Source organism: Pinirhizobacter soli, assembly GCF_015905305.1.
Classification (GTDB): Bacteria; Pseudomonadota; Gammaproteobacteria; order Xanthomonadales; family Rhodanobacteraceae; genus Pinirhizobacter; species Pinirhizobacter soli.
In genome coordinates this window covers 1611676-1636291 of the sequence record NZ_JADZLQ010000001.1, presented here as the reverse complement: position 1 = coordinate 1636291, position 24616 = coordinate 1611676, and the positions used below count along the sequence as shown (strand labels likewise).

The following is a 24616-nucleotide window of genomic DNA, read 5'->3' as shown; positions in this document are numbered from 1 at the left end:
CGCGCGTTGAGTGTTTTATTGATATCCAAGGATATCACGATGCAGGAGGGTATCGATTTGCGGGCTGGTGGTACCCAAGCCCTTGAATTCAACCTCGAACATGACCGAATTCCGGGTGGTTGCGTCCAGGATCTGCCCGGTAACGCCCGGGTTGGTGCTGCTGACGTAATGACGGCCAATCAGGCGTATTTTCGTGCAGCAGTTTTCATATTCCACGCCGGCGAGAGCCTCGAGCGTGCGGTGATCCAGTTTCGAAAATACCCAGCGTCCCAGCACCCTCCAGCGATCGGAAATCGGATAGACAGCGGAGGCATCGAATTGTTCCAGGTAGGCAACATTCTGGTTCGGGGTCTGCCGGCGATAGCGGTAGCCGAAATTGATGATGCCGTCCGTTCCCAACCGGTGCTGGATCGAGAATGTGCCTAGATCCGGGCGACGATACTGGGGATCCCATTGAAAGCTCGAGGCTGCCTTCCAGTCATCATTGAGCTGCATGGTGGCCTGGGCGACATAGTCGGAGGTGTAATTGTCGGTCGGCGTCGGCTGCTGGACGCTGATGCTGCCGTCCGCGTTCCTGATCAATGTCTGGTAGGCGGCCTGCACACGCTGCGAACCCTTCAGGTACTGGATCTGGCCCAGGCTCGCGGAGAAGCGTTCCACGCCGTTGTCATCGAGCAACCGGGTCGTCACCGCGGCGGTGAGGTTGTTCGCGTCCATCTGGCGGTCGGCGCCGGAGAACTCGTTTTCCGAGAACAGCTGCCAGTAGTCGAACGACATCAGCGCCGTGTCGAACAGCGGCAGGTTGCCCTGGTTGCGATAGGGCACATACAGATAGTAGAGCCTGGGCTCCAGCGTCTGGGTGTAGCTGTTGCCGAACAGGTTCGTATCCCGGTCGAAGATCAGGCCGGTGTCGAAGCTGGCGATGGGCAGGCTGCGCGAGGGCGTGCGGTCGTTGAAGATCTTCGCGTTGGGCGTGACGCCATCGCGCGCAAACTGGTAGGCCGGATCGAAGCTTGAATACGCCTTGTAGTCGTAGTCGTCGATCAGGTCGTAGGCCGTGTAGCGGTAACCGATCTTCGGACGCACGAACCAGTAGGCCCCCTGGAAGTCGGCCTTCAGGAACGGGTACAAGTCCAGGCGGTTGCCTTCGACCTGTTGGGTTGCCAAGTCGTTCTTGCGGAAGGCAACGGCCTCGTTGTTCATGCCGAACTCGAGCCAGCGCTCGATCGGCACGTCCAGGTTGAGCGTGGCCCGCGGCCAGCGTTTGTAGGGGACCACGTTGTCGGGCAGGTAAGCATCGACGTTCTGGTAATCGTCGGCGCCGAACGAGGTGGACCAATACTTGCCGCCGCCATAGATATAGGCGTTCGACGACAGGATGCCGATCGACGAGTTGTACAGGTCGTTGGCGAAGTCGTGGAAATAGGCGCGATCGGAGGCGCGGTTGATCGAGGTACCGAACGACCAGCCCGGGAGCAGGTAAGTTGAGTCGACGAACTTGTACAGGTAGCGCGTGCCGCCATCGACCTGATCATTGGGCAGGTATTGGAAGTCGAACGAGCCGCGGTTCCTTGGCGTGAGGTAGCGGAACTCACCGCCTAGCATGGCGCCGCGGCGTGCGTAGATCGTCGGCGTCAGCGTGGCGTCGTAGTTCGGCGCCAGGTTGAAATAATAGGGCGCTGCGATGTAGTAGCCCGACTGCTTGTTGCTGCCGAACGTGGGGAACAGCCAGCCGCTCTTGCGGCGGTTGTCCACCGGGAAGGTGAAATACGGCAGGTACAGGAACGGGATGTTCTTGTAGCGCATGGTGGCGCTGCGGGCCACGCCTATGCCCGTGTCCTTGTCGATGGTGATCGTCTTGCCGCGGAATTCCCACACGTGCTTGCCCAGGTCGCACGTGGAGTACGACGCGGTGGTGTACTTGCTGTGCTGCTTGTCCAGCATGTCCGCGTGCACCGCGGTGCCGTTGCCGTGCGACTGCAGCAGCTGGTAGGTGACGTTGTCGGCCTCGACGTGGTTGGTTTCGTTCACGCCCCAGATGTGGTCGGCCTGCAGCAGGGTGCCCGCTTCCTGGTAGCGCACATCGCCCACGGCGTCATACGCCGTGGTGTCGTCGTTATAGGTGGCGTTGTCGGCCAGGATCATCTGGTCGTAGCGGACGATCTTCACGTTGCCGTTGAAGTGGTACAGCGTCTGGTCGGAACCATCGACCGACACCGCCTGGGGGTAGGTGATCGCCGTATCGCGGCCCGTGGTGTCCTGCGGCAGGGTTGGATCGTAGAAGCCGAGCATGGCGTTGGGACGGCACTGCTCGTAACTAACTGGCTTGATGGGGCACATGAACGAGCCCAGCGCGCACACCGGCGACGGCGGCGGCGCATTCCAGTCCTTGGGCGTATGCGGGGCGGGCGCGGGCACGGCTTCCTGCGCCTGGCTGGCTCCCGCGGCACCGAAAAGGAATACCGAGGCGGCGATCGCCAGGAGGCGGCGGGGCGGCAGGGTGCGAAGGCTTGTCGGCACGGGCGCATTCTGTCTGACGAAAGGCGGCCAAGTTAGCAGAAAACCCCTCCCCCTAGGACGTTACCTTAGCTTTCAGGCGCTGCCCTTGCGACGCCTTTCATGCTGCCAGAGTACCTCGCCATGGCCGCTGGCGCGGGCCATCACGCGACAAAGGACGAAAAGAAGGTCGGACAACCTGTTCAGGTAACGCTGCGCCTGGGGGCGGATGTCCTCGGCCCGGGAAAGGGCGACCACATCGCGTTCGGCGCGGCGGCATACCGTGCGGGCCAGATGGCCGGTAGCCGCGGCCATGCCGCCGCCGGGCAGGATGAAATCCTTCAGGGCGGGGAGATCGGCGTTGAAATGGTCCAGCACCTGTTCCAGGCGGTCGATGTCAGCGTCGTGGATCATGGCCATGCCGGGGATGCAAAGCTCGCCGCCCAGGTCGAACAGTTCATGCTGCACCTGCACCAGGGCCTCGGCTATGTCCGCGGGCAGCCCCTCGGCGGCCAGCACCATGCCGATCGTGCTGTTGAGCTCGTCCACCGTGCCGTAGGCGGTGACGCGGAGTGAATCCTTGGGCGTACGCGAGCCGTCGCCCAGGCCCGTGCTGCCGTCGTCGCCGGTGCGGGTGTAGATCTTCGAAAGGCGGTTGCCCACGGGTGGTTAGTGGGCGAGACGGCCGTGGTCGCGGTGCAACCGGGCTGCCAGCTGTACCACCAGCACGTGAAGCACGGCGCCGATGGCTACATAAATGGCGGCGGTGCGCAGGTAAGGCAGGTACCAGTCGGCCAGGTTCGCGCCCCAGGCGCCGAAGCTGCGCGGCTGCGGAACCGAATCGCTGAGCCAGTAGAAGCTGCCGTTGGAGATCAGGTAGCAGGTGCTTGCCGCCACCACCAGGCTGGCCACCAGCAGGCCCAGGCTGCGCAGTTCCAGCCGGCTGCCATGGCGGGCGAGCCAGCTGCCACCCAGCCACATGCTGAAATAGGCCGGCACCAGGCACCAATAGGCCACCGACACGCAATAGTGGTCGAAGAAGCTGATGCCCTGGCCACGGATGACGAAGAAATCGACCAGTACCGCTTCAGCCATCAGCAGCGGGAAAGCCCAGCGTGCCGAGCCGCGCAACCAGAAACCGCCGAGGAAGAATACCGCCCAGCTGGCGTCGGGCAGGGCGCCGAAGTGGTTCACGCGGGTGGCGGCCATCACGATGGCGAGCAGCGCGAAGATGCCGGTGCGCTGTACATGCGTCAAAGCCATGGGGTCGACTCCACTTCGAAAGATTTAAGTTGGGCAATGCTCATTCTAGCACCGCGGGCCGCCGGAGCCGGCAACGCGTATCATCGGCGGATGACCGACGCGCACCCCATCCTCATCGTCGGCGGTGGCCTGGTCGGCGCCAGCCTCGCCATCGCGCTGGACGCCGCCGGCCGCGACGCCATCCTGGTGGAAGCCGGCGCCCCGCGTGCCCCAGCACCTGCCGCTCCCGGCGACCGCAACCTGGCGCTGGCACGGGCCACCGTGAACGGACTCGTCGCCATCGGCGTCTGGGAACATGCCCGTGCGGCGGCCACGCCCATCACCGATATCCACGTTACCCGGGCTGGCGACTTCGGTAGCGTGCGGCTATCGGCCCGGGCCGCCGGCGTCGACGCCATGGGCTGGACGTTGCCCGCCCCCGCGCTGGGCGCGGCCCTGGCCAGCCGGCTGGACCGTTGCACCCGGTTGCAAAGGCTGGCGCCGGCGCGCCTGGAGGGGCTGGAATATCGGGACGACGCTTGGGGTGCCCGGCTTTCCACGCCCGAAGGTGAGCGTGAAGTCCACGCCGCCCTGCTGGTCGGTGCCGACGGCACCGATTCCTTCGTGCGCGCCAACCTGGGCATCGGTACCGACGACATCGACTACCAGCAGTCGCTCTTCGTCGCCACTGCCACGCCGGCGCGTGCCCACCAGATGCGGGCCTTCGAACGCTTCACCGACGATGGCCCGGTGGCGATCCTGCCGTTGGCGCAGGGGCGGGTGGGCATCATCGTCACCGTCGCCGCTGCCGAGGCCGACCACATCCAGGCCATGGCGGACGACGATTTCTGCGCCGAGGTACAGCGCCGCTTTGGCTGGCGACTGGGCAAGCTCACCCGACCGGGACCGCGCTTCCGCCACGATATTCGCCGCGTGGCCGCCTCCCGCATCGTCGGGCCGCGAGCCGTGCTGGTGGGCAATGCCGCCCAGACCATCCATCCGATCGGTGCACAGGGCTTCAACCTGGGCCTGCGCGACGCACTGACGCTGGCCGAACTTGCCGCTCCCGCGACCGATCCCGGCGCAGCCGGATTGCTCACCGCCTATGCCGAGCGCCGCCAGGCCGACCGCGAAGCCACCATGGCCATGAGCCACGGCCTGGCGAGCCTGGCGTGCCTGCCCGAACCCGCCCTCGGCCCGTTGCGTTCGCTGGCGATGCTGGCGATGGGCGTGCCGCCGCTTCGTGCCGCGATGACGGCGCGTGGCATGGGCTTGCGTGCCGGTGCCCCCATCGCCGTGCGCGAGGGGCAGGCATGAGCACGCGGCGCAGTTCATCGTTGCTGGACGTCGCGGTGGTCGGCGGTGGCATGGTGGGCGCCGCGGCAGCGCTGGCCCTGGCACGCGACGACTTCCATGTGGCCCTGCTGGAGGCGCGGGATCCTGCGCCCTGGAAGCCCGATGCCGAAGTGGACCTGCGCGTGGTGGGCCTGGCCGAATCATCTATTTCCCTGCTGCAGGAACTCGGCGCCTGGGACACGATCCGCGCCGCTCGTGCCTGCGCCTACCGGCACATGCATGTCTGGGACGAAGCCACCGGCAGCGCCATCGATTTCGATGCCGGCGATCGTGGCCGCAAGGCACTGGGCTGGATCGTGGAGAACAGCCTGGTGCAGCAGGAGCTTTTCCAGCGCCTGCCCGGCGCCGGAGTGATGCTGCGCAGCCCGGCAACGGTATCGGCGTGGCACGCCGATGCCGAACGTTCCACTCTCACGCTTGACGATGGCAGCACGCTGCACGCTCGCGTGGTGGTGGCCGCCGATGGCGGTGCTTCGCCCCTGCGCGCCATGGCCGGCATCGGTACGCGGGGACGCAACTACAACCAGCGCGCCGTGGTGGCCCATGTGTCCCACGAACGTCCGCACCAGGCCACGGCCTGGCAACGATTCCTGCGCGGCGGTCCACTGGCCTTGCTGCCGCTGGCCGATGGCCGCAGTTCCATCGTCTGGTCACTGCCCGAGGCCGAGGCGGAGAGAATCCTTTCCTTAAGCGACGCCGATTTCCTGCATGAACTTGGCGCTGCCTGCGATTTTCGCCTGGGACCGATGCTTGCCACCAGCAGGCGGGCAGCTTTCCCATTGCACATGCAACTGGCCACGAGCTACCAGGCCGCGCGTTTCGTGCTACTGGGCGACGCTGCGCACACGGTGCATCCGCTGGCCGGACAGGGCGTGAATATCGGCTTGCGCGACGTTACGGAGCTGCGCGACACACTGCGCCAGGCACGTGTGCGCGGCGCGGATATCGGCGCCGCGCACGTGCTGCGTCGCTACGCACGCCGCCGCCGCAGCGCCGATGAACTCGATGCCTTGTCATTCGATGCGCTGGCGCGGATCTATGCCACGCAATGGCCACCCGTGGCCGCCGCGCGTGCGCTGGGCGTGGCCGCGCTCAACGCGATCGCGCCGCTGAAGAATCTGCTCATCGCCCACGCCAGTGGGCGATGACTCATCGTAAGTCCACCAGTGGAGAAATGTTCATGCGTATGAGGCAATGGTTGTTCGGAAGCATCGTGTTCGCCATCGCGAGCGTCGCGCAGGCGGCGATGGTCGCAAAGCCGGTGAGCTGGACGCAGGACGGCAAGACCTTCGACAGCGTGCTGGTGTACGACGACGCGGTGAAGACTCAGCGTCCGGGGCTGGTGATGGTGCCCAACTGGTACGGCGTGAACGACATGGCCATTGCCAAGGCCAAGATGATCGCCGGCAAGGACTATGTGATCCTGCTCACCGACATGTACGGCAAGGGCGTGCGTCCGACCAACGACGACGAAGCCGGCGCCGCGGTCAAGCCGTTCTATGCCGATCGTTCGTTGATGAAGAAGCATGTGACCAAAGCGCTTGAAGAGCTCAAGGCCCAGGTGGGCAAGGCGCCGATCGACGGCACGCGCCTGGCGGCCATCGGCTTCTGCTTCGGTGGGTCGGCCGTGCTGGACCTCGTTCGCAGCGGCGCCGACATCGCTACGGTAGTGACTTTCCACGGCATCCTGTCCACCGACGATGCTACCCAGGCGAAAAACATCAAGGCCAAGGTGCTGGTATTGAACGGCGCCGACGACAGCTACGTGCCCAACGACCAGAAAGCCGCCTTCGAGAAGGAAATGCGCGATGCCAAGGTCGACTGGACGCTGGTCGACTACGGCAACACCGTGCATTGCTTCACCGAGAAGGAAGCCACCGGCAAGGCGGGCAATTGCCGCTACGACGAACGCTCGGCCACGCGCGCATATGCATTGATGCACGAATTCATCGCGGCGGGCTTCAAGAAGTAAGTACGTCTACGAAGTAGGCGGACTATCAGCAGGCGACGGGCGTGTACTAGCGCGCCTTGTCGCCTGCCACCGCGCGCAGCAAGTCGCCGTCGGTGTCCAGGCTTTGCTCCCAGTACATCACGCCACCCAGGTGCATCTTCCTGACGAAGGCCACCTTGGCGGCGATCGACTGCGGATCGTCGTAGCTGATGAAAGTGCCGGTGCTGGCGTTCCACACGTACGGCGCCTGCGCATCGGCATCCCAGTAGCGCTTGAAGCCGTTCTTGTCGATGTATTTCGCTTTCAGTTCCGGCCATGGAATTTCAGTGCCGTACTTGCCATAGCGCTGGTACACGCCGTTGGCCTCGGGCTTCACGCCGTTGAACTGGCGGCCATAGAACGCCACACCGATGAACAGCTTTGACGCGGGCACGCCTGCCGCCAGGAACTGCGCCACGGCACGGTCGCCCGTGCGTGCGTCGGCCGGTGCCAGTGCCGACGGATGCAGGCCGCTGTGGTGGCCGGTGGTCGGGGTGAGCGAGTTGTTGAAGTCGTACGTCATCAGGTTGAACCAGTCCAGGTACCGGTTCGCCGCCGGGATGTCCACGCCGTCGACGAAGGCGCCATCGGCCACCGCGGCGCTTAAAGTGTGGTGGCCGGGCAGGGCATCGAGCGCCTTGCGCGTGGCAGCCAGCAGCAACGGGAAGTTCACCCGGTCGGCCGGGCTGCTGGCGATACCCGATTCCCCGTGGCCGGGATATTCCCAGTCGATATCCAGGCCGTCGGCGTAATGGTCGGCCAAAAGCTTCGCCGCGCTGCTGGCGAAGCGTTGCCGGCCTTCCACGGAAGACGCGGCCTGCGAGAATCCGTCGGCCGTCCAGCCACCGACGGAGATCACCACGCGAAGCGAGGGATTGGCCTTTTTCAGCGCCACCACCTTGGCCAGCGAGTCGGCGGCATAAGGAAGCAGCACGACCGCGTCGTGGTCGACCTGGGCGAACGCGTAGATCAAGGTATCGATGCGCGAGGCATCGATGCGGTCGGTGTGTTCGGTGTCGCTGATATAACCGACCACCCGGTAATCGCGCGTGGGTGCCGCGCATCCGGCCAGCACGATGCAGGCCAACAGGCCCAGGGTGATGAAAACCTTGTGCATGGTCAGAACGACCGGTCTACCGAGTACCGGGCCAGGGTGGCCAGTGCGTCGCGCCACTCCGACGGCGGCAGCACCTCGAGCGCGGCAAGCGCTGCATCGGCGTGGGCCAGTGCGCGTTCGCGGGTAAGCTCCAGCGCGCCGGATTTGCGAATGGCCTCGATAATGGGCTCCAATGACTCCAGCCCACCCTGCTCGATAGCGCGGCGCATCGATTGACGGTCTTCCTCGCTGGCGCGTTCGGCGGCGAAGATCAGCGGCAAGGTGGGCTTGCCCTCGGCCAGGTCGTCACCGATGTTCTTGCCCAGCGTGCCGGCATCGGAGAGGTAGTCCAGGAGGTCGTCGGCGATCTGGAATGCGTAGCCCAGCTCCATGCCGTAAGTGCGAAGCGCGGCCACTTCGGTGGCGGGCAGCCCGCCGAGCAGGCCGCCCAGTTCCGTGGCCGCGGCGAAGAGCACCGCGGTCTTTCGTTCGATCACCGCCAGGTACGCTTGTTCGGTAACGTCCGCGTTGCCGATATTCAGAAGCTGCAGCACCTCGCCCTCGGCGATGGTGTTGGTGGTGTCAGCCAGGATGCGCATGATGCGCATGTCGTCCAGTTCCACCATCAACTGGAATGAACGGGAATAGAGGAAATCGCCCACCAGCACGCTGGCGGCATTGCCCCACAGTGCGTTGGCCGTCTTGCGACCGCGGCGAAGGTCCGATTCATCCACCACGTCGTCGTGCAGCAGGGTCGAGGTATGGATGAACTCGATGATCGCGGCGAGCTTGGCGTGGTTGTCGCCCGTGTACCCCGCGGCGCGCGCAGCCAGCGTATGCAGCATGGGCCGCAGCCGCTTGCCGCCGCTGGCGATGATGTGGTCGGCGATCTGGTTGATCAGTACCACGTCGGAGGACAGCCGTGCGCGGATCAGGGCATCCACCTGTGCCATGTCGGCGGCGGCAAGATCCCGGACGCTGGAGAAATCGAGGGCCTGACGGGCCGCGGGCACGCTGCTCATGGAAACCTTTGAAAGGGGGTACGGCAATTCCACGGGATTATAGGCGGAAGGGCGTGAGCGCGGTGGTCGCCCTCTCTGGCGCAGCCACGACCGGTCCGGCGAGCGGGTCATCGCCCTCGGCCGGCTTGCAAATCCGCGGCCCTGGCCCAACTATTCCGGGCATCGACAGGGGGAACCTGGCGCGGAACCGGTCATGGCCCAACACATCATCGAACTCATCGCCCAATACGGCCTGTTGGTGGTTTTCATCAACGTGCTCGTCGAGCAGGCGGGTGTGCCCCTGCCCGCGGTTCCCACCCTGGTGGTGTCCGGCGCACTGGCGGCGATCGACCGCCTGCCGCTGCCGCAACTGGTGGGGGTGGCGATCCTCGCATGCCTTCTGGGCGATCTTGCCTGGTACATGGCCGGGCGTCGTTTCGGCTCGCGCGTGATGCGCACGATATGCCGGATCTCGCTGTCCCCGGATTCCTGCGTGAAAACCTCGGAACTCCGCTTCCAGCGCTGGCGCGGCATGCTGCTGCTGGTGTCGAAGTTCGTGCCGGGCCTATCCACCGTTGCGCCGCCCATGGCCGGGGCGATGGGCCTGACACCGGCGGCCTTCGTGCTGATGGACGGCCTGGGTTCGCTGCTCTGGGCCGGTCTTGCCATCGGCATCGGTTATGCGTTTTCCGCCCAGATCGACACCCTGCTGGCTAGCCTGGCCAGCGCCGGCACCGTGGCGGGCGAAGTCGTGCTGGCCCTGCTTGTGGTCTATATCGCGATGAAGTGGTGGCAGCGCCGCCGGCTGCTGCACTCGCTTGAGATGGCCCGGATCACGGTGACGGAATTGAACAACGCCCTGGCCGAAGGCCGCGGCCCGCTGGTGGTGGACATCCGCGGCATGGCCAACCGCATCGTCGACACCCGCACCATTCCCGGGGCGATCCTGGCGGACCTGGCGGGCCTGGACGAACTGGTCAAGGAAGTGCCCACCGATCGCGAGATGGTGATCTATTGCACCTGCCCGAACGAGATCAGCGCCGCGCGCGCCGCGCAGTTGCTGGGGCAGCGAGGCTACCGCCGGGTGCGTCCGCTGCTCGGCGGCCTCGATGCATGGGCCGACGCCGGCTATCCGGTCGAGGAACTGGTAAGCGAGGGCCTGGTGCAGGCCCCGGGCATTCGCCCGGCCTGAGCTGACCTGCCCGACCCCCGACGGGGGCGGGGCCGACACCCTTCATTGGCCGCCCGGCACTCCGGCAGGGCCGGCGCCTTGCTATCATCCTAAGCGCCCCGGCACGCTGCCGGCGCATCCACAACTTCGCCGACTTCGCTTTAAGTTTCGGCATGTAACCCAAGGAATTCCCATGGCACGCGGCGTCAACAAGGTCATCCTGATCGGCAACCTGGGGGCAGACCCCGAAACCCGTTACACCGGCAGCGGCACGGCCATCACTTCCCTTCGCCTGGCCACGTCGGAAAGCTGGACGGACAAATCCAGCGGCGAGAAACAGGAACGCACCGAGTGGCACCGCGTGAAGCTGTTCGGCCGGCTGGCTGAGATTGCCGGCGAATACCTCAAGAAGGGTCGCCAGGTGTATATCGAAGGCTCCCTGCGCACCGACAAGTACACCGACAAGGATGGCGTGGAGCGCTTCTCCACCGACATCGTCGCCAACGAGATGCAGATGATCGGCGGCAACGCCGGTGAAGGTGGTGGCGGCGGTGGATTCGGTGGTGGCGGTGGTGGCGGTGGCGGCGCCCGCAGCGGCGGCGGTGCTCCGCGCGGCCCGGCCCGCAGCGCTGGTGGCGGTGACGGTGGCGGTGGTGACTACGGCGCCCGCGGCGGCAACGATCGCGCTCCCCAGCGCAATCCGCCCCCGTCGAACGACAACTTCGACGACGATGACATTCCCTTCTAGGGCACGCCTTAGCCCGTTTTTGTAGGGCCTGTTGCACTGGACCCCCGATGATTCGGGGGTTTTTTTCTTTTCGGAATTCGACTAGGCGGCTTTAGACAGATTCTTGAATGCCATCGCCAGCGTATGTAGCGCATTGCGCGATCGGCGATCATGGAGCGCCGAATACAGCACTACCTCGTGTGTAGGTAGCGCAGGCAATGAAAGCGCGTGGCCAATATCGATGGTGCCAGAGGGCGCAGCACGCCTCGGCAGCACGGCTACGGCCAATCCAATCGACGCCGCAGCCCCCACCACGGCGGCGCCCTTGCCGATAAACACCTCCGTCCAGGCGATGCCGGCACTATCAAGCGCACGGACCGCTGCCGCACGGATGCTGCATGTCTCCCCTTGCGTCGATAGCGGCAACGGTTGACCTGAACGCATCTGCCAGTGCGGTGCGGCGATCCAGGCGAACGATTCGGCGAATAGCACTTCACCGTTGCGACGACGATCTTCCGGCTGCAATACCAGGGCGGCGTCCAGCACACCATCGTCGTAGGCCTTGAGCACTTCGTTAGAGCCGGCGACTCGTAGCTCGATCACCAGATTCGGATCGTGCTCGTTCATCCAACGCAACAAGCCGGGCAACTCGCTGCCCACCAATAGGTGGCTGATGCCGATAACCAGTCGGCGCTGCTTCACTTCAAAGGAGGCGATGGCGCGCTCGTGCGCCCCGACCAACTCGCGCGCGGACTCCATGAAAGCGGCCCCCTCGGCAGATAGCCGCACCTGGCGCGGCGTTCGCTCCAGGAGTCGTCGGCCCAACTGGTCTTCCAGTCGTCGCAGTTTCAGGCTGATCGCCGATTGCGTGCTGTCCAGGGCTTCTGCGGCGCGGGTGAAGCTCTGCAGTTCAGCAGTCAGGACAAAGGCTTTGACGGCATCCAGGTCGAGGGACTTCATGGCCTATCCATTTCATTTTGTTATGGCTGAAATACTTATTCATATGTTTTCTAAATGTATCGTAGCGCACTACGCTGCACGGCACATCGTCAATTTTTGTCATCGGCCAACTTCCAGCCATCCATCGGGAGAGGCGCTTGTTCATGCGATAGCTCTGGCGCGGCCTGCTAACCCTGCACGGCCATGTCGTCGTTTCGCGTCGCAGGCTCCTATGGGCCGATCAACACACAGCCGATTCGCCGGAACCTTGCAGGAAACCGAAGTCATGAAATCAGCAAAGACATTTCTATTCGCCCTTCTGGCCCTTCTCCCGATTCACGCAGTCACCGCCACGGAGCCCAGTAAAATGAATACAGTGGCTGCCATCGAAGGCACCTGGACGCTTGCCTTTGCCGACGTTCAACATCCGGACGGAACGCGCGGACATGACTACGGCGATGCTCCCAAAGGCCTGCTGCAGATTGATCACGCCGGGCACTATTCGGCGTTTATCTTCGACAGCTCTCGTCCAAGGTTCGCCGCCAACGACAAGAAGGCAGGAACGCCAGAGGAATTCCGGGCTTCCGCACTGGGGACAAGCTCTCATTTCGGCACCGTCGAAATCGACACCATGAAGGGCACGCTTACCTTCCATATCGACGGATCAACGTATCCGAATTGGGAAGGAACGACCCAAGTGCGCAGTTATCAACTAAGCGGTGACATGCTCAGCTGGAAAGTGCCGCCGCGACCCAATGGCGATATCCCACTGACGGGGTGGAAGAGAATTTCGCATTGATACGGAGAATCTGAAGATGATCACTTCCGTTTTCATCGGCGCCAGCGTCGACGGGTTTATTGCGCGGGTAGACGACAGCCTGGATTTCCTGCCCGAAGGTGGCGGCGAACCGCATGGGTATGACGAGTTCATCGCCAGTGTCGATGTGATCGTGATAGGTCGCAAGACGTTCGAGAAGGTGCTCACGCTCGGCCCGTGGCACTACGGCAGCAAGCGTGTCGTGGTGCTGAGCAGCCGGCCCGTCGATTTGTCGGCCGCCGTGGGCGGCGTCGTTGAACAGATGGCGGGGCCTCCTGCCGACATTGTTTCGCGACTTGCCGCAAGCGGTGCCCGCCACGTCTATGTCGACGGCGGTATCACCATTCAAGGCTTTCTGCGTGCCGGCCTGATCCAGCGCCTCATCATCACACGTGTGCCAGTGCTGATTGGACAGGGCATTCCGCTTTTCGGCGCTTTGCCGAGTGACATCCCACTGCGGCATGTCCAGACGCAACACTATGCCGGCGGACTGGTGAAGACCGAGTACCAGGTCGGCGGGTAGCGTTGTGTTCTTTCATCAAAAAAGAAACCCCCGAATCATCGGGGGTTCTTCATCTGCGGTGGTTCAGTAGAACCCTTTCTGCACCTGCACCCAGAAGCGTGTCTTGGTACCTACATCGCCCAGCAGTTCAGGCGTGTTGCCGATCGGCTTGGAGGCGCTGGCGCTCACCGTCCAGTTGTCGGCGGCCGCCCAGTGAAGGCCCAGGCCCGCGCTGCTCATGCGGCCGCTGTTGACGCCGTTGACAAACGGGTTCTTGTACACCTGCACGCGGCCGGTATCGGCGAACGCCGCTGCCTGCCAGTGACCTGGGACGCTCGGAAGGTTGAAGTCGTGGCGGAACTCGGCGGTGAGCAGGTTGCCCTGTGAACCTGCCAGCGCTCCCACGTCGTAGCCGCGTACCGTGTTGGGGCCGCCCAGGTAGAACTCTTCCGAGGTGTCGAGGTTCTTGTTGGACCACTGCTGGCTGTAGCCGACATAGATCGCATTGTCGGGATTGAGCTGCTGCAGGCGCGATACCGAGGCACTGAACTTGGTGTAGGTGCCCTGGCTGTTCGCGGTGAGCAGGTCAATGATGTCGGCAAGGGTGTCAGTATAGGTGATCTTGCCGTGGGTGGCGCTGATATTGAAGTTGGTGATGCCGGTACTGTCGCGCTGGTCGCCGGCAAGGGTCGCGCTCCAGACATTGGCCTGGCGATCGTTGTGCACGAAGGCCACGTCGATATCGTCCCTTAGCAGTCGACGATCGAATTCGATCTGGCCGTACAGGTTGACCGCGGTGTTGCGGATGATCGGCTGGCTCAATGCGAGGCTGCCCACCAGGGCCGAACCATGCGCATCAAGCGCTTCCAGGCCGTTTTCCAGATGGTAGTGCAGGGTCGATACTGCCGCGCGCAGGGTGGTGCCCTGGCCGTTGAGCAAATAGCGGTAGCCGCCTTGCGCATAGTTCATGCCGCCGCCGGAGCTCAGCGCGCTGAAGTCGAGCAGGTCGCCCTGGTGCAGCAGGCCGTTGACATCGAAGTTGCCGCCCAGGCGCGCACGCCCCGTGTAGCGATTGCCGAAGTCGTCCAGGCCAACGGTGCCGGTATAGCGCGGCGCTGAATTGACATTGACCAGGAGGTCGGAAGTACCCGGATCGGTGCCCGGACGGACCACGGAACCCGTGAGCGCGCCGGGGATGTCCGACAGCAACAGCAGGCTGCGCTCGAGTGTGTAGTTGCTTACCGGCTGGCCTGGCTGCAGCGGTGCCAAGGTGGCGTTCAAGGGGCCGTCGGCCACCGAGCTTTGGTTCTGCAGCACTACCTTGCCGTAGCGGGCCTCGACCACGGCGATCTTCACCACGCCCTCGCGAAGGGTCTGGGGCGGTACGTAGGCACGCGCCAGCGGATAACCGGCACGCTGGTAGGCCATGCTGATGCGGTCGGCTACGTCGCTTAGTTCGTTGAGGGTGAGCTCCTTGCCTTCGCTATCGGCAACCAACGCATGCAGCTTTTCGGTGGGAAGAAGAGTGTTTCCACTGATTTCAATGCTGCGCACCATGAACGGGCGGGTGTCTTCGCCGCGTTCGCGCTGCGGGCGAAGCATATTCAGGTCGAGGTCCGACGAAGGCACGTTCGACGGCTGTTGCGGCACCTGCTGCAGCAACTGCCCGCTATTGGGCAGCTGCACCGGCGGTACGGCCTGTGCGTGCGCGGCGGTGCCGAGCAGGACAAGCGAAAGTGCCGAACCGAGTACGGTCTGACGCAGGGCGGTGGGGTGCTTCGAAGTCATGGCTTGGGTTCTATGCAAAAAGGGCAAGGGGCGCCGTACGGCGATCATCGACGCGGACCTCATGGCAGCAGGTTCCCCGGCATCTGCACGCCGCCGTTCTCGACCTTGAGCGCCAGGCCCGAGGTGAAGTCGTCGCGGCTGCGGTTGCGTTCGACGGGACGATGCAGCTTCTTCTGGTTGCCGGTGAACATGCCGACGGTGTCTTGCTCGGCCACGCCGTAAGGCGTGGCGATCTGTGTCGGGCCGATCGCGTACTGCAGGCTTGCCAGCGTGCCGTCGGCGACGCCGAACGAGGACGGACGGCCACCGGTGATGTTCGCCGTGGTCGTGGTGGTCGGATCGGCAATCACGTAGTTGCCCGCGTCCGCGCCGTTGGCCTGGATGCCGGTCACCGTCACCGTCTTGCCGTTGCCCACGGCCGGGTCGCCGAAGTTGGCCGCTGTGTCGGTGAAGCCGACCTGGTCGCCGGCAATCACGCCTTGACCACTCAACGCCACCTTGTCGCTGGTGTTGCCGTCGAACAGCTTGTTGGTGCCGGTGGCAGTCACGTTGATCGACAGCGGCGTGATGTCGGCGACCAGGCTGGTCGGCTGCACCAGGATGTAGTTGCCGGTATCGCCACCGGTGACCGTCATCGCGGTGGTCACGGTCTTGTTATTGCCGACGTTCTTGGTGTCGAACAGGCCGCTGCCGGCATTGCCCAGCACCGCATCATCGCCGCTGAACAGGCCGACCAGCGTGGCACCGCTCACGGTGGCGTTGCGCGTGCCGTCGTAGGTGCGGTCATGGGCAACTGCGCCGGCCACCGTCAGCGTGGCGGGCGTAATGGTCACCCAGTCAGTGCCGCCGACCAAGGTGTAGTTGCTCGCCAGCGTGCCGCCATTGCCGGCCAGGCTGAAGCCGGACAGGCCGCCGGGGGCGAAGGCTTTCTGCGAACCGACATTCTTGTCACCGAGCGTACCGCTGCCAGAGAGGGTCAGCGTTTCGCCGCTGATGCCCGCCAGCATGCCGTTGTTGCCGAACAAGCCGGCATTCGCACCGGTGGTGGCGTCGTAGACGCGCGTGCCGGTCAGGTTCAGCACCACCGGGGTGATGTTAGCCGTGGTGGTGGTGTTGGTGGTGAGCAGGTAATTGCCCGCGTCGCCGCCGTTCAGGCTGCCGGCCACGTCGACCGTCTTGCCGTTGCCGGCGTTCTTGTCCTGGAAGCTGCCGCTGCTGGCGATACCAACCTGGTCGCCGGCAATCACGCCGCTCAGGCTGCCGCTCACGCTGGCGCCGGTGCTGCCGTCATATACCTTGTTGCCGGCAACGATGGTGCCGCTGATCGCCAACGGAGTGATATTGGCCGTCGTGGTGGTGTCGGTATTGAAGGTGTAGTTGCCGGCATCGGCGCCGCTGGCGGCAATGCCATCGACCGTGACCGTCTTGCCGTTGCCGACGTTCTTGTCGCCAAAGGCGGCCGAGCCTGCGGTGAAGTCCACCGTATCGCCGCCCAGCACGCCGCTGCTGCTCACCGTGGCGTTGGCTCCGGTGGTGCCGTCGTAGACCTTGTTGCTGGCGGTGGCGCCCACGGTGATCGCCAGCGGGGTGATGTTGGCGGTGGTGGTGGCGATCGCGTTGTAGGTGTAGTTGCCGGCATCGGCACCGCTGGCGGTGATGCCGTCCATGGTGACTGTCTTGCCATTGGCCACGTTCTTGTCGCTGAAGGTAGCCTGATTGCCAGTGAAGTTCACCGTATCGCCGGCAATCACACCCGTGTTGCTGAAGGAAGAGATGACCGCCGAATTGTTGCCGTCATACACCTTGTTGTTGGCGGTAATGCCCACGAGGATCGCCAGCGGGGTGATGTTGGCGGTGGTGGTGGCGACATTGTTGAACGTGTAGTTGCCGGCATCGGCGCCGTTGGCGACGATGTCGTTCACCGTGACGGTCTTGCCGTTGGCCACGTTCTTGTCGCTGAAGGTGCCCGGATCGCCGCTGAAGTCCACCGTGTCACCGGCGAGGACGCCGGTGCCGCTGAGCGCGGTGACAGCCGACGTGTTGCCGTCATAGACCTTGTTGTCGGCAGTGGCGCCCACGGTGATCGCCAGGGGCGTGATGTTGGCGGTGGTGGTGGTGTTGGATGTGAACGTGTAGTTGTTCGCATCACCGCCATCGAGCGCGCCGGAGACGGTCACGGTCTTGCCGTTGGCGACGTTCTTGTCACCGAACTGGCCGCTGGTATCGAAACCGACAGTGTCGCCGGCCAACACGCCGGTCAGCACGCCGTGGGTGGTCGCGCCGAGCCCGGCGTCGTACACCTTGTTGTCGGCAGTGATCACGCCGGTGATCGCCAGCGGCGTGATATTGCCGGTGGTTGTCGTCCCGGTGTTGAAACTGTAGTTGTTGGCATCAGCGCCCGAGGCAGTAATGCCGGAGACAGTGATGGTCTTGCCGTTGGCGACGTTCTTGTCGCTGTAGGTAGCGCTTCCATCATTGAAGCCGATGGTGTCGCCGGCCAGGATGCCGGTACCCGAAAGCGTCACGCCGGCTACGTTGTTGCCGTCATAGACCTTGTTCGAGCCGGTGGCGCCCACGGTGATCGCCAGCGGCGTGATATCCATCGACGACGTGCCGATGGCGTAGTTGCTCGACAGCGAGCCGTTGCGGCCGCCCAGCGTCATGTCGCCGACGCCATCGAACACCTTGTTATTGGCCACGTTCTTGTCGGCAACGTTTGAAGCGCCGTTCAGCGTCAGCGTTTCACCGTTGACGCCGGTGAGGACGCCGCCAGCGCCGAACAGCGATGAACTCACGTCGGTCAGGCCGTCATACACGCGGGTGCCGTGCAGGTTGATGATGAACGGCGTGACATTGGCCGTGGTGGTGGTGCCGGTGTTGAACGTGTAGTTGCCCGCGCCGGGGCTTGAGCTGGTGATTCCCGTGACTGTCACCGTCTTGCCGTTGGCCACGTTGGCGTCGCCGAAATCCGAGGCGCCAGCGGTAAAGGCCAGTGTGTCGCCGCCTACAAGGCCGGTGGTGCCGAGGGTGACGTCGTCGTGAACCAAACCGTCGTAGGCGCGATTGGTACCCGTTGCCGTGACGGTGATCGCCAGCGGCGTGATATTCGCCGTGGTCGTGCCGTGCACGAAGGTGTAGTTGCCGATATCGCCGCCTTGGACCGTGATGTCGTCCGTGACGGTCTTGCCATTGCCGACGTTCTTGTCGCTGAAGTGTCCGGCAATCGCATTGAGGCTGACGTCGTCGCTACCCAGAATGCCGTTGAGGGTCGATACATGGATGGTCGCGGCGGTGCCGCCGTCATAGATCTTGTTGTCGGCAGTGAAGCTGGCATTGAGCTGGGCCTTGGTCACGGTCAGCTTGGCATCGTCCAGCACATAGTTGCTGGACAAACCGCCATTGCTGCCATTGCCCAGGCCCAGGGTGTCCAGGGTCACGGCCTTGCTGTTGCCCACGTTCTTGTCGGCAAGGCTGCCTGCGCCGGTAACCACCAGGGTCTCGCCGGCAACGCCCGTGGCGAGCTGGCCGCCGCTCATGAACAACGCGGCATCGGCATCGGTCAACGCGTCGTACACGCGCGTACCGGTCAGGTGAATCTCGCGCGGCGTGATGTTGGCCTGGGTTGCAGCCGTCGTATTGTCCAGCACGTAGTTGGATGCGTCGCCGCCGGTGGCGGTGATGCCGGTGACCGAAATGCCGATGTTGTTGGCAACGTTCTTGTCGGCGAAGTTGGCAGCGCCCGGGTTGAAGCCGATGTTGTCGCCGCCGATCACGCCCGCGCTAGCCAGGTCCACGGCGGCGGTAGTGGTGCCGTCGTATTCCTTGTCATGGCCGCTGGCGCTGACGGTGATGTGCAGCTGCGAGATATCAGCCAGGGCCGTGCCCTGGGTGAAGACGTAGTTGCCGGCATCGCCGCCGGAGATCGTCATGTTACCGGTGACGGTCTTGTTGTTGCCGGCGTTCTTGTCGCTGAAGTTGCCGGTGGCCGTGTTATTCAACGATACGAGGTCACCGGCCACCAGGCCGCGATTGCCAGCGGCCGTTTCCAGCGCGGCACCGGTCAGGGTTGCCAAGGTGGTGCCGTCATAGGTCTTGTCGTTTGCGCCAAAGGTGGCGGTCAGCGCGCGCGGCGTCACCGTCACCCAGTCGGTGCCGCCGACCAGCGTGTAGTTCGAGGCCAGGGTGGCGCCGTTGTCGACCAGGGCCAGCGTGCCAAAGTCGTTGAACGCCTTCTGGTTGCCGACGTTCTTGTCCACCAGGTTGGCGGAGCCGGTGAGCTTGACGATTTCACCGTCTACGCCGGCAATCGTGCCGCTTGGCGCGAACAGCGAGGCATCGGCGCCCGCGGTGCCGTCATAGATGCGAGTGGCGGTCAGGTCGATGATCGCCTTGGTGATCGTGCCGGTACCCGTGCCGGTGGTCGGCAGGATGTAGTTGGCAAGGCTGGTTCCCGCGGCGGCGACGAAGTCGGAGACCACCAGCGTGGAGTTGACAGTGATGCCGCTGCCAGCGTTCTGGGTGAGGTAGTTGGCCGTGGCGGACTGCGGAACACTGGCGCCCTGGCCCGCAACGAATCCGTTCAGCAGGTAGTTGGCGGCGGTCAACGTGGTCGACGTGCTGCCGTCGTAGGCCTTGGTCGGGTCGCCGATGATCGTGGCGGTCAACTGCTTCGGCGTGATGTTGATCGTGCTGGAGCCCGGCTGGCTGAGCGCATAGTTGTTGGCTAGCGTGCCCGTCAGCGAGTAACCGCCGAACAGCACCGCCAGGTTGTTGCCCACGTCGGCGGTGCGCGTGTTGGCTGCGGCACCCGTAGCGTTCAACTGCACCGAGGCTGCGTCGCCGCCGAGCAGGCCGTTGAGCACGGCGGTGCCGTTGATGTTCACCAGGGTGCTGCCGTCGTAGATCTTGCTCGGGTCGATGCCGATGCCCGACAGGGTGAGCGGGGCCGGCGTGATGTTGGCGAAGAGGCTCGTCAACGGCTGCAGGGTGTAGTTGCCCGCCTCACTACCCGAGAGCGAGAATACGCCCGGAGTGACGGCAATGCCGCTGCCCGCGTTCGCCGTGGCGAAGTGGCCGGTAGCCGGCGCATTGAGCGTTACATCGCCACTGTCGGCAGCGACCAGGCCCTGCAGCTGCGCACCGCCCACATTGAGCGTAGCCAGGTCCGTGGTGTCATAGACCTTGTTCTGCGCGCTGACGCCGGTGATGAAGAGCGGCGCTTGGTTGATCGTACCCATGCCGTCGGCTTCGGTCGGCAGGACGTAGTTGGAGAACAGCGTGCCGGAGTTTGCCGTGAACGAGGTTACCGCCAGCAACGCGACGATGTTCCAATTGCCGGCATCCTTGCTGGCGTAGGCCACGTGCGAGGACGGCGTAATGCTGCCGCCTTCGCCCGCCACGAAACCGTCCAGTTCATAGTTGCCCGAGCCCAGCGACACCTGCGGGCTGCCGTCGTAGGTCTTGGTCGGGTTGCCGATGATGCGCGCGGTCAGCACGGCCGGGTTGATGATGCCGGTGCCGAAGGCCTGCGCTGGAAGGGTGTAGTCCTCCGGATGGGCTGAATTGACGCTCAGGTCGCCACCGTTGAAGTTGGCGGTAAGCGACTGCGTGCCGACGTTCTTGGAACCGAACAGGCCGATCAGGCTGGCGAAGTTCGTCTGCACCGTATCGCCGTTCGTGAGGCCGGTGAAGGAGAAATTGGCAGGCAGCAGGCTGATGGTGTTCAGCCCGTCATAGGTCTTCGATGCGCCGACCAGGCCGGCGATGATCAGGCCGCCCACCGGGACGGGCGTGATCTGCCCGGTGCCCGTGGCAAGGCTCGGAATGGAATAGTTGTTGAGATTGGTGCTGCCATTGGCGATCAGGTTCGCCGCGGTAAGCAACGCGGTGACTCCCCACTGACCGACGTTCGGGTCGGCGTAGGTGCCGGCGGTCTGGTTGACCGTCGCGCCCTGGCCCTGCAGGAAGCCGTCGATCTGGAAGTTGCCTGCGTTGAGCGTGGCCGCATCGCTATTGTCGTAGACCTTGGTCGGGTTGTTGATGATGCCGATCGTCAGCGGCGCCTGGGCGATCGTGCCGGTACCGTTCACCGTGGTGGCGAAGGTGTAGTTCGACATCAACGTGCCCGACGCGGTGTGGAAGTCGGAAGCTTCCAGCGTCGCGGCAAGGCCGATGTTGTTGCCGGCATCGGGGCCTGAGTAATTCGCCGTCGACACCTGGTCCAGCGTCGCGCCCTGGCCGCCCTGCCAGCCGGTGATCTGCCAGTTTGCCGCCGTGGTATCGGCGGTGGTGGTGCCGTTGTAGGTCTTGGTGGGATTGCCGATCAACGCGATGATCAGCGGCGCCGGCGTAATGTTGGCCGACAGGCCCGTGGGCTGGGTCAGCGTGTAGTTGCCCGAGCCTGCGCCGGTCAGCGCGAAGCCGCTGGCGGCGACCGCGATGCCGTTGCCGACATTGGGCGAAGCGAAGTTGCCGATCGCGCTACCGGTATCCAGGGTGACGCCGTCACCCGACACCACGCCTTGCAGCGCGGCGGTGCCGAAACCGAGCGCATCGAGCGTGGTCGCGTCGTAGTTGCGGTTGGTTGCGGTCACGCCGGCAATGGTCAGCGCCTTGGGCGTGATGCTGGCGCTCAGGTTGGCCGGCAGGACCAGGTTGTAATCGTTGGCCTTGCCGCCGGTAAGCGAGAAACCATTGAGCGATACCGCCTGGTTATTGCCGACATTGGCCGAGGCGAAGCTGCCGGTGCCTTGTGTCAGCGTGACGTTGCCGATGTCGCCGGCGATGATGCCGAACAGGTTCTGGTTGCCGGTATCAAGGCCCGCCAGCACGGTTCCGTCATAGACCTTGCTGTCGGCCAGGATACCCGACAGCACCACGTTGGCCTTGTTGATCAAGCCGTTGCCCGTGGCGGCGGTCGGCAAGATGTAGTTGGACAGCAGCGTGCCGATGCCGGCGATGAAGTTGGTGTCCTTGAAACCGGCGTTGACGGTCTCCGCGCCTGCCTCGGCGCTGGCATAGCCGACCGTGTTGGGCTGGTTGACGGTAATCGTCTGCCCGCCGACCAGGCCGCTGATCAGGTAGTTGCCGCTGCCCAGCGTGGCGGTGTTGGTGCCGTCGTAGGTTTTGGTGGGCGTGCCGATGATGCTGGCGGTGAGTTGGGCCGGCGTGATCTGGCCAAGGGCTGCAGTGACCGGTGCGGTGCCCAGCGTATAGCCGAACACGGGAATCGCACCGCTGCTGTCGGTGATGACGAAGTTGCCGATCGCGCCGGGCGAGGTGACCGAAATGCCGTTGGCCACGTTGACCGAAGCGTAGGTGCCGCCCGTGGCCGAGGCGATCTTGTCGCCGTTCAGCAGGCCGCCGGCAACGAAGTTGCCACCTGCAAAACTCGCAGCGTTGGTGTTGTCGTAGACCTTGCTCACCGTGCCGCTGAGGCCGGTGATCTGCAGCGAGGCGGCGGTGCTGTAGACCAGGCCGTTGCCGGTGCCCAGCAGGCTGCCGCCGAGGCTGGTGCCGTACTGGATGAAGTTGGGAGTGATGCCGCCGAGCACGTTGCCGGATGGATTGGCGGTGTACAGTTTCCACTTCGCGCCCAACGCGTTGACGCCGGCGTTGTTGGTGAACCTGTTGGCGTTGAGCGTGGCGCCGGTGCCGGCCGACAGGCCGCCGGTATTGCCGATGGTCAGCGTGCCGCCGGTGGCATTCATCGCCACGCCGCCGGTGCCATTGATGATGGCATTGACGTTGATATCGTGGAACGCGTCCAGCTCAAGCGTGGCGGCGGCATTGTTCCAGCTGATCGCCGCGTTGACATTGATGTCGCCATTGCCGGCCGACTGCGTGCCGACGCCGCTGGCGCCGCCTGAGGTGGTTTGCTCCACGACATTGGTGCCGCCGTTGAGCGTGGTGGAAATCGTGGTGGCCGCGGCGACGTCGATGGTGAGGTCCGTCGGGTCGACGAGCCAGGTACCGGCCTTGCCCGCCGGTGCCGCCGCCGTGATCTTCGCGTCCGTCGCCAGCTTGAAGTTGGCCGCCGAGGTTTCGATCTTGCCGCCGTTGCCGCCGTTCGGGGCGCTCGCATCGAGCGTGCCGCCGACATTCACGGTACCGGCTTCCATGCCGCCGAGCAGGGTGATCACCCCGTCGTGATCGACGACGCTGCGCGCCTGCACGGTGCCTGTGTTGTTGACGGCGCTTGCCAGCAGCGAATCGCGCGCGCCGGCGGTCATCAGCACCTGGCCCCCGTCGGCCACGATCAGCTGGCGGTTTTCAGCCAGGTTGTTCAGCGTGCTTTTGTCCACCTCGAGGTGCAGCAGGTGGTTGTCGCTGAAGGTCAGGGTGACGGCGCTTCCACCGCCGAGCGCCACCGTACCCAGCTGGGCGCGGATAGTGCCCTGGTTGGATACCTGGTTGCCGATCAGCGCCACATAGCCGCCGCTGGCGGCGTTGATGCTGCCCTGGTTGACCACCTTGCCCTTGCCGTCGCCAGCAAGGCGTACGGTGCCGGAGCCGGCCGTGCCCTGGTCGATGTCCAGGGTGGAGGCGACGATGCCGCCGACATTCACCTGCGAGCCCTGGCCGAACAGCACGCCGTTCGGGTTGATCAGCCACACCTGGCCGTTGGCATTGAGGTGGCCGAAGATTTCGCTGGCCGTGTTGCCCAGCACACGGTTGACCGCCACGGAACTCGCGCCCGGCTGCACGAAGTTGACTGTCTGGTCAACGCCGATATCGAAGCTCTGCCAGTTCAGCGACAACGACTGGCTGTTCTGCCGGATGGTCGTGGTATTGGTCGATTGCTGGATCTGTCCCGAACCGCCGACGATCTGGCCGCCAGTCGGCGCGTTGCCCGCATGCGCCAGGCCCGTCATGCCAAGGGATGCCGACAGCAGCGAAAGCATCATCACCCGCTGGCCAATGACATGCCGGCGCGTCATGCCGCCGCGGTTGCTATGGGCCAGCTCCGATGCGGGAACCCACTGTGAAAGAGCGCGGTTCCAGCACAAGCGATAGATGTGGTTCATGGCTCAACCTGTCCGTAAATTTTAAAAGTCGACTTCGGCGCACACGGGCGCACCGCTCGTTCCGTTCGACATGAGCAGATGGGTTGCTTCGGAGGGCTGAACAGCGCGCGTGCGTCGCGGGCAAAAACACCGTGTACCTACTCGTTTCTCCAGACCGCACTCAAGCCCACGCATTGCGCGTATGCATGCCTGTCCGGTGATCGCCTGTTCCTATGCGCGGATGCGCATCCCCTTCAAAGCCCCCTGTCAACAGCCCTGCCGCTGTGATTCAGTACTAGTGATGCGTTTACCTCGTTACGTGAGGCACATCGAGGTCACTAGAAATGATAGCTGGATATCACCCCTGAAATCGTTTTCATAAAAAAAAATTCATTCAGGGCGTGATGCAAATCACTGACAATGTTCAGGCAATTTGCTTGCCAACAGGGTGCGAGGCAGCCGTTCACGCCGATAAAAACGACGTAA

Annotated in this window: 15 protein-coding genes; 7 read left to right on the top strand and 8 right to left on the bottom strand. The window is 64.2% G+C overall.

The genetic code is table 11. The features are described from left to right. Positions 1-15: 15 nt before the first annotated feature. The 3 genes from NDK18_RS07130 to NDK18_RS07120 all read right to left on the bottom strand — a co-directional run bounded on the left by NDK18_RS07130 (position 16) and on the right by NDK18_RS07120 (position 3759). Positions 16-2520, bottom strand: a complete 2505-nt coding sequence (locus NDK18_RS07130; protein ID WP_250624984.1) for an LPS-assembly protein LptD — start codon at positions 2518-2520, stop codon at positions 16-18. Between the two features lie 72 nt (positions 2521-2592). Beyond that, positions 2593-3159: a cob(I)yrinic acid a,c-diamide adenosyltransferase gene (locus tag NDK18_RS07125; RefSeq protein WP_250624985.1), complete on the bottom strand. Its 567-nt coding sequence runs from the start codon at positions 3157-3159 to the stop codon at positions 2593-2595. Between the two features lie 6 nt (positions 3160-3165). Then, on the bottom strand, positions 3166-3759 hold the full coding sequence (locus NDK18_RS07120) for a hypothetical protein (RefSeq protein ID WP_250624986.1): 594 nt from the start codon (positions 3757-3759) through the stop codon (positions 3166-3168). Between the two features lie 90 nt (positions 3760-3849). Between NDK18_RS07120 and NDK18_RS07115 the strand changes: the two genes are divergently transcribed. From NDK18_RS07115 to NDK18_RS07105, 3 genes are read left to right on the top strand one after another with little or no spacing between them, the layout of a single operon-like run. Beyond that, positions 3850-5055, top strand: a complete 1206-nt coding sequence (locus NDK18_RS07115; RefSeq protein WP_250627405.1) for an FAD-dependent monooxygenase — start codon at positions 3850-3852, stop codon at positions 5053-5055. After that, positions 5052-6242, top strand: coding sequence for an FAD-dependent oxidoreductase (locus tag NDK18_RS07110; RefSeq protein WP_250627404.1), 1191 nt, complete (start codon positions 5052-5054; stop codon positions 6240-6242). The genes NDK18_RS07115 and NDK18_RS07110 overlap by 4 nt, the downstream gene beginning before the upstream one ends. A 32-nt stretch (positions 6243-6274) precedes the next feature. Then, positions 6275-7066 (top strand): dienelactone hydrolase family protein, encoded by a 792-nt coding sequence (locus tag NDK18_RS07105; RefSeq protein WP_250624989.1) that lies wholly within the window; start codon positions 6275-6277, stop codon positions 7064-7066. Positions 7067-7112: 46 nt separating this feature from the next. Here the strand turns inward: NDK18_RS07105 and NDK18_RS07100 are convergent, their stop codons facing one another. Further along, on the bottom strand, positions 7113-8201 hold the full coding sequence (locus NDK18_RS07100; RefSeq protein ID WP_250627403.1) for a glycoside hydrolase family 18 protein: 1089 nt from the start codon (positions 8199-8201) through the stop codon (positions 7113-7115). 2 nt (positions 8202-8203) lie between these two features. After that, entirely contained in the window at positions 8204-9202 is a 999-nt protein-coding gene (locus NDK18_RS07095) for a polyprenyl synthetase family protein (RefSeq protein ID WP_250627402.1), read from the bottom strand. Between the two features lie 193 nt (positions 9203-9395). On the opposite strand from NDK18_RS07095, the gene NDK18_RS07090 reads away from it, so the two are divergent. Together NDK18_RS07090 and ssb are read left to right on the top strand one after the other, a co-directional pair. Further along, positions 9396-10373 (top strand): DedA family protein/thiosulfate sulfurtransferase GlpE, encoded by a 978-nt coding sequence (locus NDK18_RS07090; RefSeq protein ID WP_250624992.1) that lies wholly within the window; start codon positions 9396-9398, stop codon positions 10371-10373. Between the two features lie 172 nt (positions 10374-10545). Beyond that, positions 10546-11100: a single-stranded DNA-binding protein gene (ssb, locus tag NDK18_RS07085; protein WP_250627401.1), complete on the top strand. Its 555-nt coding sequence runs from the start codon at positions 10546-10548 to the stop codon at positions 11098-11100. Between the two features lie 81 nt (positions 11101-11181). On the opposite strand, the gene NDK18_RS07080 is transcribed toward ssb, so the two are convergent. Continuing rightward, on the bottom strand, positions 11182-12039 hold the full coding sequence (locus tag NDK18_RS07080; RefSeq protein ID WP_250624994.1) for a LysR family transcriptional regulator: 858 nt from the start codon (positions 12037-12039) through the stop codon (positions 11182-11184). 265 nt (positions 12040-12304) lie between these two features. Here NDK18_RS07080 and NDK18_RS07075 point away from each other — a divergent pair, with 265 nt between their 5' ends. Both NDK18_RS07075 and NDK18_RS07070 read left to right on the top strand, forming a co-directional pair. Then, complete coding sequence (locus tag NDK18_RS07075; RefSeq protein WP_250627400.1) at positions 12305-12817, top strand: lipocalin-like domain-containing protein; 513 nt, start codon at positions 12305-12307, stop codon at positions 12815-12817. A gap of 16 nt (positions 12818-12833) precedes the next feature. After that, the gene (locus NDK18_RS07070) at positions 12834-13358 is read left to right on the top strand and encodes a dihydrofolate reductase family protein (RefSeq protein ID WP_250627399.1); all 525 of its coding nucleotides are present in this window, start codon (positions 12834-12836) and stop codon (positions 13356-13358) included. A gap of 63 nt (positions 13359-13421) precedes the next feature. Here NDK18_RS07070 and NDK18_RS07065 read toward each other — a convergent pair whose 3' ends face one another. Then, positions 13422-15125: a ShlB/FhaC/HecB family hemolysin secretion/activation protein gene (locus tag NDK18_RS07065; RefSeq protein WP_250624997.1), complete on the bottom strand. Its 1704-nt coding sequence runs from the start codon at positions 15123-15125 to the stop codon at positions 13422-13424. A gap of 59 nt (positions 15126-15184) precedes the next feature. Further along, on the bottom strand, positions 15185-24151 hold the full coding sequence (locus NDK18_RS07060; RefSeq protein WP_250627398.1) for a YDG domain-containing protein: 8967 nt from the start codon (positions 24149-24151) through the stop codon (positions 15185-15187). Between the last annotated feature and the right edge of the window lie 465 nt (positions 24152-24616).

Excerpts from the sequence above, each read along its gene's own strand:
- NDK18_RS07120 (WP_250624986.1), bottom strand. The coding sequence starts at position 3,759 with ATGGCTTTGACGCATGTACAGCGCACCGGCATCTTCGCGCTGCTCGCC.
- NDK18_RS07115 (WP_250627405.1), top strand. The coding sequence starts at position 3,850 with ATGACCGACGCGCACCCCATCCTCATCGTCGGCGGTGGCCTGGTCGGC.
- NDK18_RS07110 (WP_250627404.1), top strand. The coding sequence starts at position 5,052 with ATGAGCACGCGGCGCAGTTCATCGTTGCTGGACGTCGCGGTGGTCGGC.
- NDK18_RS07105 (WP_250624989.1), top strand. The coding sequence starts at position 6,275 with ATGCGTATGAGGCAATGGTTGTTCGGAAGCATCGTGTTCGCCATCGCG.
- NDK18_RS07100 (WP_250627403.1), bottom strand. The coding sequence starts at position 8,201 with ATGCACAAGGTTTTCATCACCCTGGGCCTGTTGGCCTGCATCGTGCTG.
- NDK18_RS07095 (WP_250627402.1), bottom strand. The coding sequence starts at position 9,202 with ATGAGCAGCGTGCCCGCGGCCCGTCAGGCCCTCGATTTCTCCAGCGTC.
- NDK18_RS07090 (WP_250624992.1), top strand. The coding sequence starts at position 9,396 with ATGGCCCAACACATCATCGAACTCATCGCCCAATACGGCCTGTTGGTG.
- ssb (WP_250627401.1), top strand. The coding sequence starts at position 10,546 with ATGGCACGCGGCGTCAACAAGGTCATCCTGATCGGCAACCTGGGGGCA.
- NDK18_RS07080 (WP_250624994.1), bottom strand. The coding sequence starts at position 12,039 with ATGAAGTCCCTCGACCTGGATGCCGTCAAAGCCTTTGTCCTGACTGCT.
- NDK18_RS07075 (WP_250627400.1), top strand. The coding sequence starts at position 12,305 with ATGAAATCAGCAAAGACATTTCTATTCGCCCTTCTGGCCCTTCTCCCG.
- NDK18_RS07070 (WP_250627399.1), top strand. The coding sequence starts at position 12,834 with ATGATCACTTCCGTTTTCATCGGCGCCAGCGTCGACGGGTTTATTGCG.
- NDK18_RS07065 (WP_250624997.1), bottom strand. The coding sequence starts at position 15,125 with ATGACTTCGAAGCACCCCACCGCCCTGCGTCAGACCGTACTCGGTTCG.
- NDK18_RS07060 (WP_250627398.1), bottom strand. The coding sequence starts at position 24,151 with ATGAACCACATCTATCGCTTGTGCTGGAACCGCGCTCTTTCACAGTGG.